The organism is Xanthomonas fragariae, assembly GCF_900183975.1.
Taxonomy (GTDB): domain Bacteria; phylum Pseudomonadota; class Gammaproteobacteria; order Xanthomonadales; family Xanthomonadaceae; genus Xanthomonas; species Xanthomonas fragariae.
This window is the reverse complement of sequence record NZ_LT853882.1, coordinates 1,353,193-1,374,200: the sequence shown is the minus strand read 5'-3', so window position 1 is coordinate 1,374,200 and position 21,008 is coordinate 1,353,193. Positions and strand designations below refer to the sequence as shown.

At 62.8% G+C, this 21,008-nt stretch carries 6 protein-coding genes and 9 pseudogenes; 10 read left to right on the top strand and 5 right to left on the bottom strand.

Going from position 1 to position 21,008, the window contains the following annotated elements:
• Window positions 1-412 precede the first annotated feature (412 nt).
• The 7 genes and pseudogenes from PD885_RS06300 to PD885_RS06270 all read left to right on the top strand — a co-directional run bounded on the left by PD885_RS06300 (window position 413) and on the right by PD885_RS06270 (window position 13,017).
• Window positions 413-955 carry a GNAT family N-acetyltransferase gene (locus PD885_RS06300; protein WP_002802761.1) on the top strand — a complete coding sequence of 181 codons (543 nt, stop codon included), beginning with the start codon at window positions 413-415 and terminating at the stop codon, window positions 953-955.
• Window positions 956-1,261: 306 nt separating this feature from the next.
• Window positions 1,262-4,729, top strand: a complete 3,468-nt coding sequence (mfd, locus tag PD885_RS06295) for a transcription-repair coupling factor (protein WP_088056713.1) — start codon at window positions 1,262-1,264, stop codon at window positions 4,727-4,729.
• 425 nt (window positions 4,730-5,154) lie between these two features.
• Complete coding sequence (gene mutS, locus PD885_RS06290; RefSeq protein WP_088056712.1) at window positions 5,155-7,776, top strand: DNA mismatch repair protein MutS; 2,622 nt, start codon at window positions 5,155-5,157, stop codon at window positions 7,774-7,776.
• 266 nt (window positions 7,777-8,042) lie between these two features.
• A pseudogene (locus PD885_RS06285) lies at window positions 8,043-8,225 on the top strand (DUF937 domain-containing protein); the annotation flags it as partial.
• 347 nt (window positions 8,226-8,572) lie between these two features.
• A complete protein-coding gene (gene katG / locus PD885_RS06280) occupies window positions 8,573-10,819 on the top strand; it encodes a catalase/peroxidase HPI (RefSeq protein ID WP_002802754.1) in 2,247 nt (748 codons plus the stop codon).
• A gap of 137 nt (window positions 10,820-10,956) precedes the next feature.
• Window positions 10,957-11,764: pseudogene (locus PD885_RS06275) on the top strand (IS5 family transposase).
• Window positions 11,765-11,891: 127 nt separating this feature from the next.
• Window positions 11,892-13,017: pseudogene (locus PD885_RS06270) on the top strand (IS3 family transposase).
• Window positions 13,018-13,198: 181 nt separating this feature from the next.
• Here the strand turns inward: PD885_RS06270 and PD885_RS21365 are convergent.
• From PD885_RS21365 to gpmA, 4 genes and pseudogenes are all read right to left on the bottom strand, one after another.
• A pseudogene (locus PD885_RS21365) lies at window positions 13,199-13,368 on the bottom strand (phospholipase D family protein); the annotation flags it as partial.
• A gap of 5 nt (window positions 13,369-13,373) precedes the next feature.
• Window positions 13,374-15,093: pseudogene (locus PD885_RS06265) on the bottom strand (M13 family metallopeptidase).
• Window positions 15,094-15,399: 306 nt separating this feature from the next.
• A pseudogene (locus PD885_RS06260) lies at window positions 15,400-15,725 on the bottom strand (hypothetical protein).
• A 152-nt stretch (window positions 15,726-15,877) separates the two neighbouring features.
• Window positions 15,878-16,627 carry a 2,3-diphosphoglycerate-dependent phosphoglycerate mutase gene (gpmA, locus tag PD885_RS06255; RefSeq protein ID WP_002801987.1) on the bottom strand — a complete coding sequence of 250 codons (750 nt, stop codon included), beginning with the start codon at window positions 16,625-16,627 and terminating at the stop codon, window positions 15,878-15,880.
• Between the two features lie 198 nt (window positions 16,628-16,825).
• On the opposite strand from gpmA, the pseudogene PD885_RS06250 reads away from it, so the two are divergent.
• The 3 genes and pseudogenes from PD885_RS06250 to PD885_RS06240 form a co-directional block, all read left to right on the top strand.
• Window positions 16,826-17,402 (top strand): annotated as a pseudogene (locus PD885_RS06250) (endonuclease V); the annotation flags it as partial.
• A gap of 533 nt (window positions 17,403-17,935) precedes the next feature.
• Window positions 17,936-18,397, top strand: coding sequence for a hypothetical protein (locus PD885_RS06245; protein WP_002802002.1), 462 nt, complete (start codon window positions 17,936-17,938; stop codon window positions 18,395-18,397).
• 733 nt (window positions 18,398-19,130) lie between these two features.
• Window positions 19,131-19,952: pseudogene (locus PD885_RS06240) on the top strand (IS5 family transposase).
• A gap of 42 nt (window positions 19,953-19,994) precedes the next feature.
• Here PD885_RS06240 and PD885_RS06235 read toward each other — a convergent pair.
• A pseudogene (locus PD885_RS06235) lies at window positions 19,995-20,852 on the bottom strand (pirin family protein).
• Window positions 20,853-21,008: the final 156 nt, after the last annotated feature.

Below are 21,008 nucleotides of genomic sequence, written 5' to 3'. Positions count from 1 at the left end.
TTCCGAGCTGATGGCTGATGGCTCATGGCGGCACTGGAGGTAGAAGCGGCAGGCAAGGCATTCGCGGCGCCACCGCGGTGTGCGCATCACCCGCACACGGCGGTGGCGCCTCACTAGCAACTGACACTCAGCCATGTCCGACGAGCCTACGCGTTCGATAAGCGGGATCGGTTGTTTCCCTCACCTACGACGGGTTGGCCGCGCCGCTAACGCTCACCAAGCCAGTGCGGTTCGCCCAGCGACGGGCCGCTCCAAGCGTCCCCGCGCTCACGACCGGCTCACGGCATCGCTCGTTACAGTGGAGTGGGAAGCACTGCCACCGTCCAAACCGCCCCCAGCGGCGCACTGGATTCATTCACGGTTGTGCCCCGGGCTGGTGCCAGAATCTTCCGATCTTAAAGGAACATCGGTCATGGCCATTCGCAATCGCATGCCTCCCTGGCATGAAAACTTCAGCCTGCCCAATGGCCGCACTCTTTTGCTCCGCCCGATCCGTCCCGAGGACGGGCCGCCGCTGCAGGCCGCTTTCAGCCTGTTGGGACCGGAGGAAATCCGCGCGCGCTTCGTGCGTTCCTCCACCGAAATCACCCCGGAGATGGTGCAGCGTCTGACCCATCCCAACCCCAAGAACGAGATCGTACTGGTCGCCGCCGAGCAGTTGCCACCGGGCGAAGCCCTGGTGGGCGCAGTGGCGCGTGCCGCGCTGGTGCCGGGCACGCGCCAAGCCGAGTACACCATTCTGGTCAGCAGCTTCGTCGCCGGCCAAGGCCTGGGCAGGCAATTGATGCGCAAGTTGGTGAAGTGGGCGCGACGCAAATACCTGGACTGCCTATTCGGCGATGTGCTGCAAAGCAATGTGCCGATGCTGCAGCTGGCAGAGTCGCTGGGCTTCAAGCCGCAGCCCCATCCGGATTCGCCGGAGTTGGTGCGGATGGTGCTGGAGCTGGATGCTTGAGTGGCTGGAGATCGCGACTCGGGACTCGACGTTAGTGCACGACCGCCGCGTAGTGACTGCGCAGCACTAGGATGTCGCGTGGTCCAGATTGCCCAGCACTATGCGCCCTGTCAGGTGCTTGCGCGCCCCGCTTCATGACACCAGGTCGCCACAGGGCGGTTGGCGACATCGCGCTTTTTCCGCGGGAAAGGAAGGCCCAAGGCACCCTGGACCGTGCAGACGCCCTGCCGCGCATGTGACCCACCACGCCGCCGTTCATACTAGATGGTCCGGCCGCGGTGGGGGCTCTGATAAAATTGCCGGCTGATGCCGTCGCCTACCTTCCCCTCTCCGCCGCTGCCCAAGTCCGGCCAGCTCCGCGTCTACTGGCGCGCTCCTTCCTCTCCGACAGCGCTGGCCTGGTCGATTGCGCGGGCAGCCGAGGCGCACGCCGGCCCGCTGCTGGTGATTGCACGCGACAACCAGAGCGCGCATCAGATCGAAGCCGATCTGCATGCCCTGCTCAGCGAACAGTCCGCCCTGCCGGTGGTGCCGTTTCCCGATTGGGAAACCCTGCCCTACGACCAGTTCAGCCCGCATCCTGAAATCATCAGCCAGCGCTTGGCCGCCCTGCATCGCCTGCCCTCGCTGAGCCGCGGCGTGGTGATTGTGCCGGTGCAGATGTTGATGCAGCAGCTGGCGCCGTTGAGCTACATCGTCGGTGGCAGCTTTGATCTCAAGGTCGGCCAGCGACTGGATCTGGACGCAGAAAAACGCCGTCTGGAAAGCGCCGGCTACCGCAACGTGCCGCAGGTAATGGACCCGGGCGATTTCGCGGTGCGCGGCGGTTTGCTGGACGTGTTCCCGATGGGTGCGGACACGCCGCTGCGCATCGAGTTGCTGGACGAAGATATCGACTCGATCCGCGCGTTCGACCCCGAATCGCAGCGTTCGCTCGACAAGGTCGACGCAGTCAAGATGTTGCCCGGCCGCGAAGTGCCGATGGACGATATCAGCGTGGAGCGCGTACTGGCGTGTCTACGCGAACGCTTCGATGTGGATACCCGGCGCAGCGCGCTGTATCAGGATCTGAAATCCGGCATCGCCCCGTCGGGCATCGAGTACTACCTGCCGATGTTCTTCGCCAATACCGCCACCTTGTTCGATTATCTGGACAAGCGCGTGTTGCCGTTGATCGCCACCGGTGTGTCCAATGCGGCCGATGCGTTCTGGACCCAGGCACAGCATCGCTACGAGCAGCGCCGCCACGATGTGGAACGCCCGCTGCTGCCGCCGGACGAGTTGTATCAATCGCCCGATGCACTGCGTGAGCGGCTCAACAAGCTGGCGCGCATCGAAGTGTGGGCAAGCGATCATGCACGCATCGACCAAGCCACCGCACTCGGCGACCAACCATTGCCGCCGCTGCCGGTTGCCGCAAAAGACGCACCCGCCGGACAGGCGCTGGCATCGTTCCTGGGCCATTATCCGGGCCGCGTGCTGGTGGCTGCCGATTCGGCCGGCCGCCGCGAAGCCTTGATGGAAGTGTTGGCCGCCGCGCAACTGAAGCCTGAAGTGGTCGCCGATGTGCCGGCCTTCCTGGCTGCGGACAAGCTGCGTTTCGGCATTACGGTGGCACCGTTGGAAGACGGGTTCGCCCTGGATAATCCGCAGATTGCGGTATTGACCGAGCGCCAGCTGTTTCCTGAGCGGGCCAATCAGCCGCGCCGCACCCGCCGGGTTGGGCGCGAGCCGGAAGCGATCATCCGCGATCTGGGCGAGCTGTCCGAAGGCGCGCCGATAGTGCACGAGGACCACGGTGTGGGCCGCTACCGCGGACTGATCGTGTTAGATGCCGGCGGCATGCCCGGCGAGTTCCTCGAAATCGAATACGCCAAGGGCGACCGGCTGTATGTACCGGTGGCGCAACTGCATCTGATCAGCCGCTACTCCGGCGCCTCGGCCGACACCGCGCCGCTGCATTCGCTCGGTGGCGAGCAGTGGACCAAGGCCAAGCGCAAGGCGGCCGAAAAAGTCCGCGACGTCGCGGCCGAGTTGTTGGAAATCCAGGCACGCCGACGTGCGCGTGCAGGTTTGGCGCTGCAGGTGGACCGGGCAATGTACGAGCCGTTCGCGGCCGGTTTCCCGTTCGAAGAGACCACCGATCAGTTGGCCGCCATCGATGCGACATTGCGCGATCTGGGCAGCAGCCAGCCGATGGACCGTGTGGTGTGCGGTGACGTCGGCTTCGGCAAGACCGAGGTTGCGGTGCGTGCGGCATTCGCGGCGGCCAGTGCCGGCAAGCAGGTCGCGGTACTGGTGCCGACCACACTGCTGGCCGAGCAGCATTACCGCAATTTCCGCGACCGCTTCGCCGATTACCCGATGAAGGTGGAAGTGCTGTCGCGCTTCAAAAGCACCAAGGAAATCAAGGCCGAATTGGAAAAGGTCGCCAGCGGCGATATCGACGTGATCATCGGCACGCATCGGCTGCTGCAGCCGGACGTGAAGTTCAAGGATCTCGGCCTGGTCGTCGTCGACGAAGAACAGCGCTTCGGCGTGCGGCAAAAAGAAGCGCTCAAAGCGATGCGTGCCAACGTGCATCTGCTCACGCTCACTGCCACGCCGATCCCCCGCACGCTCAATATGGCCATGGCCGGGCTGCGCGATCTGTCGATCATTGCCACCCCGCCGCCGAACCGGCTTGCCGTGCAGACGTTTATCACTGCGTGGGATAACACGCTGCTGCGCGAGGCCTTCCAGCGCGAGCTCAGCCGAGGTGGCCAGCTGTATTTCCTGCATAATGATGTGGAGAGCATCGTGCGCATGCAGCGCGATCTGTCCGAGCTGGTGCCGGAAGCACGTATCGGCATCGCGCATGGGCAGATGCCCGAGCGCGAGCTGGAACGGGTGATGCTGGACTTCCAGAAGCAGCGCTTCAACGTGCTGCTGTCGACCACGATCATCGAATCGGGCATCGACATCCCCAACGCCAACACCATCATCATCAACCGCGCCGACCGCTTCGGTCTGGCCCAGCTGCATCAGCTGCGTGGGCGCGTCGGCCGGTCACATCACCGCGCCTACGCGTATCTGGTGGTGCCGGATCGTCGCTCGATGACCTCCGATGCGGCCAAGCGTCTGGAAGCGATCGCGTCGATGGACGAGCTCGGCGCCGGCTTCACGTTGGCCACGCACGATCTGGAAATCCGCGGTGCCGGTGAGCTGCTGGGCGAAGACCAGAGCGGGCAGATGGCCGAAGTCGGTTTCAGCCTCTACACCGAACTACTGGAACGCGCAGTGCGCAGCATCCGCCAGGGCAAGCTGCCCGATCTGGATGCCGGCGATGAAGTGCGCGGCGCCGAAGTCGAACTGCATGTGGCCTCGCTGATCCCCGAAGATTATCTGCCCGACGTGCATACGCGCCTGACGCTGTACAAGCGTATCTCCAGCGCACGCGATGCCGATGGCTTGCGCGAATTGCAGGTGGAAATGATCGACCGCTTCGGTTTGCTGCCGGACCCGGTCAAGCATCTGTTTGCGATTGCCGAACTCAAGCTGCAGGCCAACGCATTGGGCGTGCGCAAGCTGGATCTGGGCGAAAACGGCGGGCGTCTGGTATTCGCAGCCAAGCCGTCGATCGATGCGATGACAATCATCCAGATGATCCAGAAGCAGCCGAAAATCTACACGATGGATGGTCCGGACAAACTGCGCATCAAATTGCCGTTGCCGGAAGGCGCCGACCGTTTCAATGCCGCGCGCGGATTATTGGCGGCGTTGGCGCCGGGCTGAGGCACTTCGTTGCGTTGCGTTGCGGTTGTGGAAACAAGCGCAACTACATGCTTCAACTTCACGCAAGTAGGTGAGATATCACCTGCCTGCGCTCGCTGCTGCCGCGGAATCTGCCCCATCGCACTTTCCAGCTGCGAAGCGGCAGCAAGCCCACCGCCCCCCCTTCCCTGCGTCCCCGAAGCACCCGCGCCGCGCACCCTGGACAATGCTCAAACGACGACCCAAGGATTTTTCGGTCTGTCGGCTTAAACTTGCCCGCCGGACGGCCGGACCCGCTCCAGCCACCGCCTCTTTCGTTCCATCCCAACTGGTCTGTTCGTCGCGACCGCGCATCGGCCCCTTTCGCGCAGCGCAGTCACATCCGCGCAGCAAAGACGCCGCCACGCCGCCCGCACCTATCGACCGCCAGATTCCGGACAACGTTCTTGCAGACCGCCAATACCAAACACACCACCAAGCTCAGCACGGGCGCCGTAGAGCACACCCCGCTGATGAAGCAATTTTTTGCAGCAAAGTCGGACTACCCCGACCTGCTGCTGTTCTTCCGCATGGGCGATTTCTACGAGTTGTTCTACGACGACGCGCGCAAGGCTGCGCGGCTGCTCGACATCACCCTGACCCAGCGCGGCAGTTCCGGTGGCGCGCCAATCCCGATGGCCGGCGTGCCGGTGCATGCGTATGAAGGCTACTTGGCGCGCTTGGTGGCGTTAGGCGAGTCGGTGGCGATCTGCGAGCAGATCGGCGATCCGGCGCTGGCCAAGGGCCTGGTCGAACGCAAGGTGGTGCGCATTGTCACGCCAGGTACAGTCACCGATGAAGCGCTGCTGGATGAGCGCCGCGACACACTGTTAATGGCGATCTCGCGCAGCAAGCAGGGCTACGGTCTGGCATGGGCAGATCTGGCCGGCGGGCGCTTCCTGGTCAATGAAGTGCATAGCGTGGAGGCGCTGGAGGGGGAAATTGCGCGCCTGGAACCGGCAGAGTTGCTGGTGCCCGACGAAGACAACTGGCCGGAATTCCTGCACGGACGTAGCGGCGTGCGGCGTCGGCCACCGTGGTTGTTCGACGCCGATAGTGGTCGTCGTCAGCTGTTGGCGTTTTTTAAACTGCACGACCTGTCCGGCTTCGGCATCGACGACAAGCCGGGGGCCACGGCGGCGGCCGGCGCGCTGCTCGGCTATGTCGAAGAAACTCAGAAACAACGCCTGCCGCATCTGACCGCGATCGCGATGGAAGTGGCCAGCGAGGCGATCTCGATGAATGCGGCCACACGCCGCCATTTGGAGCTGGACACCCGCGTCGATGGCGATACCCGCAACACTTTGCTCGGCGTATTGGACAGCACGGTCACGCCCATGGGCGGGCGTCTGCTGCGACGCTGGTTGCACCGTCCGCTGCGCCTGCGCGATGTGCTGGTGCAGCGTCATCATGCGGTCGGCACCTTGATCGACGCGGGCGCCGATGTCGATGTGCGCGAGGCCTTCCGCGCGCTCGGCGATCTGGAACGCATCCTCACCCGCGTGGCGCTGCGCTCGGCGCGGCCACGCGATTTTTCCACCTTGCGCGACGGCCTGGCGCTGTTGCCGAAGGTTCGTGCGATCCTGGCACCGCTGGATTCACCGCGATTGCAGACCCTGCATGCCGAGCTTGGCGAGCACGATGCCACCGCGCATTTGCTGATCGGCGCGGTGGCCGACACACCGCCGCTCAAGCTCAGCGACGGCGGCGTCATCGCCACCGGTTACGACGCCGATCTGGATGAGCTGCGGCGCCTGTCCACCAACGCGGACCAGTTTCTGATCGATCTGGAACAACGCGAACGCGCCAGTAGCGGCATCGCCACGCTCAAGGTCGGCTACAACCGCGTGCACGGCTATTACATCGAGATCAGCAAGGGCCAAGCGGAAAAAGCCCCGCTGCACTACAGCCGCCGGCAGACGCTGACCAACGCCGAGCGCTACATCACCGAAGAACTCAAGAGCTTCGAGGACAAGGTGCTGTCGGCACGCGAGCGCGCGTTGTCGCGCGAAAAACTGCTGTACGACGGCCTGCTCGACGCACTCGGCAGCGAGCTGGAAGGCCTCAAGCGCTGCGCCGCTGCGCTGAGCGAACTGGATGTGTTGGCCGGGTTTGCCGAACGCGCGCAGGCGCTGGACTGGTCGCAACCGGAACTGGAGAGCGCACCGTGCCTGCGCATCGAACGCGGCCGACACCCGGTGGTGGAAGCGGTGCGCGATCAGCCGTTCGAGCCCAACGATCTGGATCTGCATACAGATCGCCGGATGCTGGTCATCACCGGCCCGAACATGGGCGGTAAATCGACCTACATGCGCCAGAACGCCTTGATCGTGTTGCTGGCGCATATCGGCAGCTACGTGCCGGCCAGCCGCGCGGTGATCGGGCCGATTGACCGCATCCTCACCCGCATCGGTGCTGGCGACGATCTGGCGCGCGGGCAATCCACCTTCATGGTGGAAATGGCCGAAACCAGCTACATCCTGCATCACGCCACGCCGCAATCGCTGGTGCTGATGGACGAAATCGGCCGCGGCACCTCGACCTACGACGGTCTGGCGCTGGCCGATGCGGTTGCACGCCATCTGGCGCATACCAATCGCTGCTACACGCTGTTCGCCACGCATTACTTCGAGCTCACTGCACTGGCCGACGAATCGCACGCCGGCGGCGCCAGCGGCATTGCCAATGTGCATTTGGATGCAGTCGAACACGGCGAACGGCTGGTATTCATGCATGCGGTCAAGGACGGCCCGGCCAATCGCAGCTTCGGTCTGCAGGTAGCTGCGCTGGCCGGCTTGCCCAAGGCGGCGGTGACGCAGGCACGGCGCCGACTGGCGGAGCTGGAACAACGCGGTGGCGAAAGTCACAGCGCCCAAATGGCACCCGCCGCACTGGATGCGCCGCAGCAGTTCGGCTTGTTCACCGCGCCATCTTCCGCTGCGCAAGAAGCGTTGCAGGCGCTGGACCCGGACGAGCTCACGCCCAAACAGGCGCTGGAGGCGCTGTACCGGTTGAAGGCGTTGCTTTAAGTGGGAATTTGAGAATCGGGAGTGGGGAATCGTCACGGCGTTGCGTCGGGTATGGCCGGATTCGGGATTCGTAAAAGCGTAGCTGCATGGCTTCACGCTTTACGTTGGCCAATCCATTGCCGCGCTGTACTCGGATGGGTTGGCTTGAACACCGCTCCAATGCCGCTGCATCACGCTCTGCACAGCGGTGCCTGCCGCGCGAATTGCTCTGATGGCCCGACGGGCGCACTCTGCCGGAACGTTTTGTCCAACCGGAGACCACGCCAATGACCACATCGGCCTCGTTAATCGATCAACCTGCCGCGCAGCTGCAAGGCCCGCAGCTGCAGCAGCTCGCCAGCTAGCTCGACATTCCGCCCGAGCAGGCGCAATTGACCGTACACACTGCACTGCCGCTGCTGATCGGCGTACTAGGGCGTAACAGACAGCAGGCCGGCCGCACCAATGCGTCGATGGCACATCGGTTCGGCACCGGCGTAGTATCCATAGCAACGCGCTATCGATAAGGTTGGAGAATTCGAATTCCCTAAATGATCGATGCCGATTATCGTGTTCGAACGCCGACATGATGAGTACGCCTGCAGGCTCCGCCAAAAGCCCGTCGACCTATTCCGGGCCATCCTGGCAGGCGCCACCACCTCCAAACGCGGCGATGACACCAACTCGGCATTGGACGCGATCGCGCCCCGTCCCGATGACCCAGCCTTAAGCATTGCTCGCCACTTCGATTCCACCCGCACGTGTCGGCGCCTTCGGCACGCAGCTCCTCAAGTGCTCACGCACACAGGTAACCGCCATGACCACCGAAGCAAAGTGCCCGTTCAATCACGCCGTCCTCGGTACCGGAACCACCAACATCGATTGGTGGCCCAAGCAACTGCGCGTGGATCTGCTCAGCCAGCATTCGAGCAAATCTAACCCATTGGGCCAGTCCTTCAATTACGCCGAGGCATTCAAGAGCATCGATCTGCAAGCGCTCAAGCAAGAGCTGCGTGCGCTAATGACCGACTCGCAGGACTGGTGGCCAGCCGACTTCGGCCACTACGGCCCGCTGTTCGTGCGCATGGCCTGGCATAGCGCCGGCACTTATCGCATCGGCGATGGGCGTGGTGGCAGCGGTCGCGGGCAGCAGCGCTTCGCACCGCTCAACAGCTGGCCGGACAACGTGAGCCTGGACAAGGCACGCCGCCTGCTTTGGTCGATCAAGCAGAAGTACGGCCAGGCCATCTCCTGGGCCGACCTGATGATCCTCACCGGCAACGTCGCGCTGGAAAGCATGGGCTTGAAGACCTTCGGTTTCGCCGGCGGCCGCGAAGACACCTGGGAGCCGGATCAGGATGTGTACTGGGGCCGTGAAACCAAGTGGCTGGGCGGCGACGAGCGTTACACGCGCGGCTCGCCGGGCGTGGACGAAACGCACGGCGTGCTAGTAAAGGACGACGATAGCCAAGTGCAGCACACCCGCGATCTGGAAAACCCGCTCGCTGCCGTGCAGATGGGCCTGATCTACGTCAATCCGGAAGGCCCGGACGGCAAGCCTGACCCGATCGCGGCCGCGATCGACATCCGCGACACCTTTGCGCGTATGGCGATGAACGACGAAGAGACCGTGGCGCTTATCGCCGGCGGCCACACCTTCGGCAAGACCCACGGCGCGGCCGATGCCGAGCACGTGGCCGCCGAGCCGGAAGCCAGCGACCTGGAAAGCCAGGGCTTGGGCTGGCACAACAGCTACGGTAGCGGCAAGGGCGCCGACACGATTACCAGTGGCCTGGAAGTTACCTGGACAACCACACCGACGCAGTGGAGCAACGACTTCTTCGATCACCTGTTCAAATTCGAGTGGGAGCTGACCAAAAGCCCGGCCGGTGCGCACCAGTGGGTGGCCAAAGACGCCGACGCCATCATTCCCGATGCACACGATGCATCCAAAAAGCATCGACCGACGATGCTGACCACCGATCTGGCACTGCGTTTCGACCCGGCCTATGCAGCGATCTCGCGGCACTTCCATGAGCATCCGGACCAGTTCGCCGACACATTCGCACGCGCTTGGTTCAAGCTCACCCATCGCGACATGGGCCCGCGTGCATGCTATCTCGGCGCGGACGTGCCGAGCGAAGAATTGCTGTGGCAGGACCCGGTGCCGGCAGTCGACCACGCCCTGGTCGATGCGCAGGACGCAGCCGGACTCAAGCAGACCATTCTGGGCTCCGGGCTGAGCGTGGCGCAGCTGGTCTCCACCGCATGGGCATCGGCCTCGACCTTCCGCGGCTCGGACAAGCGCGGCGGCGCCAACGGTGCACGCATCCGCTTGGTGCCGCAGAAGGATTGGCAAGCCAATCAGCCTGAGCAACTCACCAAGGTGCTGAGCGCGCTGCAACGCATCCAGGCCGAGTTCAATGCAGCGCAGTCCGGCGGCAAGAAGATCTCGCTCGCCGACCTGATCGTGCTGGCCGGTAATGCCGCCATCGAACACGCTGCACATGCAGCTGGCCACAACATCACCGTGACGTTCGCGCCGGGCCGCACCGACGCATCGCAGGAACAGACCGATGTCGAATCGTTCGCAGTGTTGGAGCCGGTAGCCGATGGCTTCCGCAACTTCGCCAAGCGCAGCTACGCCGTGCCTGCCGAGGCGCTGTTGATCGACAAAGCGCAACTGCTCTCCCTGACCGCACCGGAGTTGACCGTGCTGGTCGGCGGCCTGCGCGTGCTGGGCGCCAACGTCGGCGAGTCCAAGCACGGTGTGTTCACCACCCGGCCTGGCGTGCTCAGCAACGACTTCTTCGCCAACCTGCTCGATATGCGTACCGAGTGGAAAGCCACGTCCGACACCAAGGAGCTGTACGAAGGACGCGACCGCCGCACCGGCGAGCAGAAATGGACCGGCACCCGCGTGGATCTGGTGTTCGGTTCCAACTCCATCCTACGTGCGGTTGCCGAGGTCTACGCAAGCGCCGATGCACAGGAGAAGTTCGTGCACGACTTCGTCGCAGCCTGGACCAAGGTGATGCAGCTGGATCGTTTCGATCTGACGTAAAGCAAACCGACGTTGCTGGTGCCTCTCATAGAGGTGCCAGCAACAAGTCATACTTAAAGCGCTTCGTCCATTTCTACGATTAAGAGCGTCTAACAAAACCCCTTGAATCTTGTCTCGCCGGTGGCAAAATTGCGGACATGACACATCGCAAAGAGATCCCCATTGCGCTGTGGAAGCGCATCGAGCCGCTGATTCCGCAAGTGAAGCGTTCGCCCAAAGGTGGACGGCCGCGTATCAGTGATCAGCAAGCCCTCAACGGCATCGTCTATGTCCTGCGCACGGGCGTGCCGTGGGAAGACCTGCCTATGGAGCTGGGTACGGCAGCGGCATGACCTGCTGGCGCCGGTTGCGTGATTGGCAGGCCGCCGGTGTGTGGCATCGTCTGCATCAGGTGTTGCTGGCCGAGCGACGTCGCGCTCAGACGCTGGACCTGAGCCGAGCTGGTCTGGACGCCGCTAGCGTAGCCTCCCCCCCCCGGGGGGCCCATATACCGGGCCGAACCCGACCGATCGCGGCAAACTCGGCAGCAAACGGCATCTGATCGTCGATCGCAACAGCATCCCCTTGGCGGTGTGCGTCACCGGCGCCAATCGGCACGACTCGGTCGTGTTCGAGGAGTTGATCGACGCCTTGCCGCCAATTGGTGGCAAACCAGGGCGCCCGCGACGTTGGCCAGACAAATTGCACGCCGACAAGGCTTACGACATCGACCGCTGTCGCGCCTTCCTCAAGCAGCGCGGCATCATTGCGCGGATCGCACGCAAGGGGATCGCGCGCAACGACCGGTTGGGCCGTCATCGCTGGGTCGTCGAGCGCACCCATGCCTGGTTCGCAGGCATGGGCAAACTGCGCATCCGCTTTGAACGCCGCATCGATCTCCACTTGGCGTTGCTCTCGCTTGCTTGCTCCATCATCTGCTTACGGCTTCTTCCTAGGTTTTGTTAGCCGCTCTAAATCCATAAGGTCTCCCGGCCAAACAGCGTGATGAAGTAATTTTTTCCCATCGACGTCCCCCCGATTTTGAGTAGCGCCTCAGTTTGGAGGCCAATTCCCTACCCCGAGGAGATTGGACGTGAAGAAGCGCTTTACCGAAGAGCAGATCATTGGCTTCCTGCGTGAGGCCGAAGCAGGCGTGGCGATCAAAGACCTGTGCCGGCGCCATGGCTTCAGTGAGGCCTCGTACTCCCTGTGGCGCAGCAAGTTCGACGGGATGAGCGTGCCCGATGCCAAGCGACTCAAGGACCTTGAGTCCGAAAACGCGCGGCTGAAGAAGTTGCTGGCCGAGCAGCTGTTCGAAAACGACCTGATCAAGGATGCGCTGCGAAAAAAGTGGTGAGCGCACCGGCGCGTCGTGCGCTGGTGCGCGAGTGGATCGGGTGCGGTGCCAGCGAGCGTCGCGCCTTGGCGGCGATCGGCATGAGCGCCAGTGCGCTGCGCTACTGCCCGCGCGAAGACCGCAACGTTGAGCTACGCGAGCGCATTCTTGCGCTGGCGCATCGCCATCGCCGCTATGGCGTGGGGATGATCTATCTCAAACTTCGTCAGGAAGGACGCGTCGTGAACTACAAGCGTGTGGAGCGGTTGTACCGCGAACAGCAGATGCAGGTCCGGCGCCGCAGGCGCAAGAAGGTGCCGATGGGCGAGCGCCAACCATTGTTGCGGCCATCGCAGGCCAACCAGGTGTGGTCGATGGACTTCGTGTTCGACCGCACTGCCGAAGGTCGGGTGCTCAAGTGTCTGGTGATCGTGGACGACGCAACCCACGAAGCGGTCGCCATCGACGTGGAGCGCGCGATCTCGGGACACGGCGTTGCGCGCGTGCTGGACCGACTGGCACACAGCCGTGGCCTGCCGCAGATGATCCGCACCGAGCGCGAAGCCTGCCCTCGGGGCACAACGGCAAGGAGTTTTGCGGCAGGGCGATGGTCGCCTGGGCGCACGCCCGTGGTGTGCAGCTACGGCTCATCCAGCCGGGTAAACCGAACCAGAACGCCTACGTCGAATCGTTCAACGGCCGACTACGCGACGAATGCCTCAACGAGCACTGGTTACCAACACTGCTGCACGCGCGCACCGAGATCGAACGTTGGCGACGCGAATACAACGAGGACCGACCCAAGAAAGCAATCGGCGGCATGACGCCGGCCGCTTATGCCCAACATCTGGCAAACACCGATATCATCAGGCCCGGACTCTAAACCCGGCCGCTACTCAGGGCGGGGGGACGTCGGTGCAGACATCAAGGCCTGGCGGTCGTTGGGTGGTTGGGGTTTTTCAGGGGCGACTATTGAATATAAATATCCTTGCATTTAAATATTTCCTGATTCGCACCGACCCTGCTACGCGCGCCGGCAAGCAGCCGCGCTCACGCTTCGGACGTCACAACCGCGACTCCAGCGGCAACCAGCCCATCCCTGTTACCGCGCCACGCCGCCAGATAATGGCCACCGGCTCGTGGTCCACACTTGCGGTGGTTTTGCAGCATCGTCGTGCCAATGCAAGTTTCCCCTGCTCAGGCTCACGCGGTAACTGAGCGGTGCGCTGACCTTGGCCGCTACCAGACCGCGACGCGGTCCTTGTCCCCGCGCACCATCGCATCGCCCGGTTTGCACTGGAAGGCCTGCGCAAACGTCGGCATATTCGACGGCGCACCGTTGGCGCGGAAATTCGCCGGTGCATGCGTGTCGGTGTTCAAACGCATGCGCAATTCGCCATCGGTGAGGTTGCCACGCCAAACAGTGGCCCAGTTGATGAAGAAGCGCTGGTCTTGCGAATAGCCGTCGATCGCTTTATTGGCGTTCGGCTGTTTTTTCAACGCCGTCTGCAACGCATCAAAGGCAACGGTCAGGCCACCGAGGTCGCCGATATTCTCGCCCAAGGTCAGCTTGCCTTTGACGTGCACGCCGGGAATTGCCTCGTAACCGTCGAACTGCGCCACCAGCTGATCGGTGCGCTGGGTGAACAGCTTGCGGTCCGCATCGGTCCACCAGGTGTCGAAATTGCCATTGGCATCGAACTGGCTGCCCGAGTCGTCGTAGCCGTGCATCATCTCGTGCCCGATCACCGCGCCGATGCCGCCGTAGTTCAACGCCGGGTCGGCCTTGGGGTCGAAGAACGGCGGCTGCAGGATCGCCGCCGGAAACACGATCTCGTTGCGGGTGACGTTGTAGTACGCGTTGACCGTCTGCGGGGTCATATACCACTCACGTTTGTCGACCGGCTTGCCGATCTTGTCCAGCATGTAGCGATAGTTGAATGCTTGCGCGGCCTGCATGTTTGCGAGAAACCCATCGCCACGGGTTTCCAGGCCGGACCAATCGCGCCACTGATCCGGATAGCCGATCTTGGGCGTGAAGCTTGCCCATTTCTCCAATGCGCGCTGCTTGGTGTCAGCGCTCATCCAATCGAGTTTCTCCAGCCTCGCCTTGAGTGCCACCGACAGATTCTGCACCAGCTGCTGCATCTGCTCCTTCGACTCGGCCGGAAACGCCGACTGCACATAGAGCTGGCCCAGGGCCTCGCCCATCGCCTCGTTGACCGCGTTCAAGGTGCGCTTCCAGCGCGGCAGCATGTCCTTTTGACCACGCAGCGTCTTGACATAGAAATCGAAGTTGGCCTGCTCGAACGGCTTGGCCAGATTCGGTGTAATAGCCCTTCTCAGGCAAGCCCAGACCGCCCTGCCCCGCATAGGCGATCATCTGTTCGGAATTCTTGTAGTCGGCATTGGCGCCGAACGAGAACAGCAAGCCCTGGCCCTGCGCATAACTGTTGCGCAACCACGCAGCAATGGCCGGCGCATCGGTCAGCGCATCGATCGCTTTCAACTGCGACTGCAGCGGCGTAATGCCGGCCTTGTCGATCGCCGCTTCGTCCGAACCCGTGCGCCACAGGTCGGCGATCTTGGCATCCACCGAACCGGCCGACAGAGTGTCGCGCGCCAGTTGCTCCACCAACGCATGCTGGATGGTCAACGAGCGCTCGGCCAGCACTTCGAAGCTGCCCCAGCTGGTGCGATCGGACGGCACCGGATTGGCCTTGAGCCATTTAGCGTTGACGAATGCATTAAGGTCGTGGCACGCATTGATGGTCAGATCCAGGTGGTGAACGCCGAACGCCAGGATTGGTGCGTCGAGCTTGGACACATCCACCTTGGTCGGCGCAGCCCGGGGTGCGGTAGACGCTACCTTGGCAGTGTCGTCAGAGTTACCGCACGCAGACAACGTGACCGCGATGGCGACCGCAAGCGACAGTGATGCGAACTTGCTCAAATTCATTGAATTCTCCAAGGCACGCGACTGAGGTATAGGTGGTAAAAAAGTGGGCGCTCGGCCAAGCGTGGCTATCGAAGCACTGCCTCGACAGGCGGCGCTCGCTACGTTTTGTTGGTCACTTAAAAACCGATCACAGCAAGACCACTGCAGCGGCACCGTGCCGCCCCAACGTTCGATACTGCGCCTTATCGAAAAGGACGCTGCGACTCACAGAGCATATGCGCGCCTACCGCGTAGACGCTTCACAATCTGTTTGCCGCTCAACCAGCCCCCCTGCAACCCGGCGCAACAACGCGCCATCGACTGCGGTTATTTGCGCTCGTAAAACGGTGCCATCAACAGGTATACCGGAAACGCCAACAGCATGAGCACCAGCGCGGCCTTATGCCCGGACGCTGCATCGGCCGATGCTTCCATCTGTCGCACAGCTCCGAACAGACTGAACGCCAGCATCAGCACACTGAGCACGCAGATCAGCAAGCCAACATTATCGCCGAACTGGAGACACTGCCATTGGCCAGCGCAGCAAACGCAGCAAACGCAACGCTGCCACCTGCCAGCAGCAATCCCAAGATCGCCACAGACGCGCGACAATGGGTGGCACTCATCTGCTGACGTCTACGCTTGCCGGACATCATGTACCGCCTGCACACCACGTCGCGATGCATGCTCGGCCCATGAATACGCATCGCTTTCATTCAACACACCGCGGGTTTTTCGACCACATGGTGCGAACACCCGCATGCGCCACACGCAACGCGCGCAGCGCATCAACCGAACGCAGCGATTACTTCGCCTTGCCCTGATTAGCCACCGCTTCGGCGGCGCGCTTGGCCGCTTCCGGGTCGCCCAGGTAACGGAAGCTTTGCACCTGCAGGTTGTCGTCCAGCTCGAACAACAGCGGGATGCCGGTTGGAATGTTGAGCTCCAGAATCTGCTCGTTCGACACGTCGTTGAGATACTTGTACAGCGCGCGCAGCGAGTTGCCGTGCGCAGTCACCAGCACAGTCTGCCCGGCCTTCAACTGCGGCGCGATCGCGTCGTGCCAATACGGCAGCACGCGCACTAGCGTGGTAGCCAGCGACTCGGCGCCCGGCAATGCGTTGCGATCGAGCGTGGCATAGCGACGGTCGTGGCACGGGTGACCCGGATCGTTGATGTCCATCGACGGCGGCGGAATGTCGTACGAGCGGCGCCAGATCTTGACTTGCTCCTCACCGTGTTTTGCAGCTGTTTCGGCCTTGTCCAGGCCCTGCAAGCCGCCGTAATGGCGCTCGTTGAGGCGCCAGCTCTTGGAGACCGGCAGCCAATCCTGGTCGAGTTCCTTCAACGCACCCTGCAGCGTGTGGATGGCGCGCTTGAGCACCGAGGTGTGGGCGACATCGAACTGCAGCCCTTCATCCTTCATCAGCTTGCCGGCCGCAGCGGCCTCCTGGCGGCCTTGTTCGGTGAGTTCCACATCCACCCAGCCGGTGAAACGGTTGTCCAGGTTCCATTTGCTCTGGCCATGGCGCAGCAGTACGAGTTTGCGGGTCATTGCGACGGTCTCGGTTGGGGGAATGCGTGGGTCATGCGGCCCTGGATTGTAGCGGCATGCCTATGGGATACCGTCATGGAATCCCATAGCTGGCTTATCGGTGCGTGGCGCTCGCGCTGGACCGGCGCTGCGGCCAGGACCGCTACCTGCACATGCCCTCTCCTGCGTCGCCGCAGCAGCCATGTCTGCCTGCACGCCACAACCGCGACCGCGACGGTGCTGATCGACGCCGAAACCTTGCAGGCGCAGCAGGCGGAAATCGCCCGCGTGCCGACCTCGATGCCGTACGTGCCGGGCGCTGAGCTTTCGGGAACTGCCGGTGCTGCTGGCCGCGCTGGCCTTGCTGCGGCAGCGTCCGGACTTGGTGTTCGTCGACGGTCAGGGCATCGCCCATCCGCGCTGGCTTGGCATCGCCGCGCACTTCGGCGTGGTCAGCGGCCTGCCCAGATCGGCGTGCTGAAGAAGCTGCTGGCCGTGCGCTACGACGAACACGGACCGCAGGCCTGCGACCGCAGCACCATCGTGCAACGCGGCGAGATCGTCGGCTGGGCGCTGCGCAGCAAGCCATGCTGCAACCTGCTGATCGTTTCGCCCGGCCACCGCGTCGCGATGGAAAGCGCGCTGCACTGGACCCTGTGCGACCTGCGCAGCTACCGGCTGCCGGAGCCGACCCGGCCTGGCCGACAGGCTGGCCTCGCGCCGCGGTGGCGGTGCAGGCGGCCGAGAGCGGGCAGTTGTTCTGAATCGGGCCGCTACCCATAGCTGCTATGCATAAATGATGCGTCGAGCGCAACCCGCAAGGCGCGCGCCGGGAGCGGCGGCGGCACGCATCGATCTTGAGCAGAGCGACGCGACCCGCCGCCGGCTACCTGCCGCCGGCCACCTGGCGATCCCGCATGGCGAGCGGCAGGCGTCAGCGGCAGCTACCTACTGCTGATTTTGATAGCGCCTTCGACAATACTGATGTACATGCCGGCCCTGAGTGGGCGCGGCACGATCTCGAGACTGACGTTGGCAATGCCTTGCCGGATCGCTCAGCGCGTACCACTGCTGCAGCGTCGTCCGTGCAGGGAGTTGTTCAGAGGTTTCACCCAGGTCTCATAACGGAAGTATCTAGGCGCGCAACCGATTGCGCCAACGTTTGCGACCCGCTTGAGCTTGCAGCTACCACTTTGATAGTGATGAGACTGTAGATCGGAGGCACGTTGCGTGCGAAGCGCAGCTGGGGCGGGGAGCGCACGGGCTGCTGCAACGACACGTTAGACGGCGTTGTCTTCGCACAGTCGTTCATCGTCGGGGAACCCTCGAGTGAAGTCCGCATCCTGCCTTGTCGGCCTGAGCTTGCTATTGGCTGCAGTCACCGCTCACGCGCAAACCTCGCCAGTCTGCCCGCCGTTGCCGCCGGCCTCCGGCTTGCAGTGGAACGCGCTCGCAGGCGCCGATTATCTGGTCTGCAAGGCCGTGACCGCCGATGGTCGGCAGGTCCTGGGCGTGATGCTCACCACCCGCGACCCGGCCATGGTGCTGGCGCGCGACCGCCGCGCCGAGAAGGGCCAGATCCAGCAGGAAGACTTCTACTGGTACAAGCTCGATCCGGGCGGTCGTGAAGTGCCCGGGATGGAATCGCGCCGCGTCACGGTGGTCGAGCTGGGCAAGAAGCGTTACGCCCAGCTATGGATCGATGGTGACAACACCGAAGAACTCGCCTCCAGGCAGTCGCTGGTGCAGAACATGGATCTGCAGCCGGCAAGCCTAGCGTTGCAGCGCTGACTCAACCAACACGCGCCCAGCGTCGTAATGCAGCGACGCGCGTGGATAGTTGTGAGCTTTGCCAACTAATAGCTGACAGTTATCTGATTACTCTCGATATGGATCGTTGGGCTTCTTAATGTACGGACTGCGGCATTCAATCCGGCGATGCCGGTACCGCTCAAACAATTGGAGGTTCTCATTGCAACGAATTTGTAGGACCGATTACTAACCAGATCAGGTCCTCCGACGCCCTGACCAGCTTTATTAGGTCGTGGAATGGGATAGCACGCTACCGACCTGCCGTAGGTGTACATCAACGCAACGGCCACCGGCGAATTATTGACAATCGCTGACGGGACAGTAGTTTCTGCGTTCCGCGCATGTGCGCACCCGCAGATCAGGCTCAAAGAAAACCCTATAAGCAGAGAATTATGAGAAATTTTACGCATTTCGCCTCCTGAACTTCAATGGATAGCCGATGTCGGTGATGCGTGCTGCATTTGCAGCACGCGACTTCATTGGACACACTATATTCAGCGCGCGCAACTCCCTGCTGCTGACCATCTAGAACACAAGAAAATTAGGCAAATACGCTACATAATCCTCGCGAACTTGACATAAGCAGCGGTCTCGATTTGAGCAAGATAGTCCACTAGAGTTACCATCACGCCGCGAATGCTGTTGGTCTCAAAAATAAGAGCATCTAACAAACCCCCTTGAATCTTGTCTCGCCGGTGGCAAAATTGCGGACATGACACGTCGCAAAGAGATCCCCATTGCGCTGTGGAAGCGCATCGAGCCGCTGATTCCGCAAGTGAAGCGTTCGCCCAAAGGTGGACGGCCGCATATCAGTGATCAGCAAGCCCTCAACGGCATCGTCTATGTCCTGCGCACGGGCGTGCCGTGGGAAGGACCTGCCTATGGAGCTGGGCTACGGCAGCGGCATGACCTGCTGGCGCCGGTTGCGTGATTGGCAGGCCGCCGGTGTGTGGCATCGTCTGCATCAGGTGTTGCTGGCCGAGCGACGTCGCGCTCAGACGCTGGACCTGAGCCGAGCTGGTCTGGACGCCGCTAGCGTAGCCTCCCCCCCGGGGGGCCCATATACCGGGCCGAACCCGACCGATCGCGGCAAACTCGGCAGCAAACGGCATCTGATCGTCGATCGCAACGGCATCCCCTTGGCGGTATGCGTCACCGGCGCCAATCGGCACGACTCGGTCGTGTTCGAGGAGTTGATCGACGCCTTGCCGCCAATTGGTGGCAAACCAGTGGTGGCAAACCAGGGCGCCTGCGATGTTGGCCAGACAAATTGCACGCCGACAAGGCTTACGACATCGACCGCTGTCGCGCCTTCCTCAAGCAGCGCGGCATCATTGCGCGGATCGCACGCAAGGGGATCGCGCGCAACGACCGGTTGGGCCGTCATCGCTGGGTCGTCGAGCGCACCCATGCCTGGTTCGCAGGCATGGGCAAACTGCGCATCCGCTTTGAACGCCGCATCGATCTCCACTTGGCGTTGCTCTCGCTTGCTTGCTCCATCATCTGCTTACGGCTTCTTCCTGGGTTTTGTTAGCCGCTCTAAGAAAAATTACTACATCTCACTGGTCAACGAACCTCAAAATCGGCCTTCCTGAAAGTCGAAGAACGCCTGCATCAGTTCCTGCTTGGTATTCATCACGAACGGGCCATGCCGCATCACCGGCTCGGTGAGCGGCCGGCCGGCCACCAGAATCAGCTGCGCGCCCTCGGCGCCTGCGCGCAGCGTCAACCGCTCGCCGCCGCCCAGCACCACCAGCTCCTGCGCCGGCAGCGCGCGCGACGCATCGCCCTCGCCCACCGTCACTGCGCCCTCGAAGGCATACGCAAACGCGTTGTGGCCGCTGGGCAACACATAATCCCAGGCGACGTTCGGTGCCAGTGCGATATCCAGATACACCGGGTCGGTGGCCGGTTGCACGATCGGCCCGCGCACCTCGCCCACCGTGCCGGCGATCACCTTGACCGTCACACCAGGCGCCGGATGCGCGACCGGAATGCGGTCCGGTGCGTATTCCTAGTACTTGGGGTCGGTCATCTTGTCGCGCGCCGGCAGGTTCACCCACAGCTGAAAGCCGAGCATGCGCCCGGATTCCTGCTCGGGCATTTCCGAGTGGATCAGCCTGCGCCCGGCGGTCATCCACTGCACGCTGCCGGGCGTCAGCAGGCTCTCGTTGCCGTGGTGGTCCTTGTGCCGCATGCGCCCGTCGAGCATGTAGGTCACTGTCTCGAAGCCGCGGTGCGGATGGCTCGGAAACCAGGCCAGATAGTCCTCAGCCTTGTCGGTGCCGAACGCGTCCAGCATCAGGAAAGGGTCAAGCTCGGGCAGTTGCGGCGTGCCGATCACGCGGGTCAGCTTGACGCCCGCCCTATCGGAGCTGGAGATGCCGCGAATCGTACGCAGCACATGAGTCGCTGCGGTGGTGGTTGCGCTCATCGGACTCTCCCTGTGCATGGTATGAGGTTTACATAATGGATGCGCCCGGCGCGTGCCCCAATCGCGACCGGCGCAACCGATCGTTCCAAAAGCCATCGCCGCAGTGGTGCAAGCGGGCACATCGCAACAAGACGCTCTACAACCAAGGTTTTACCC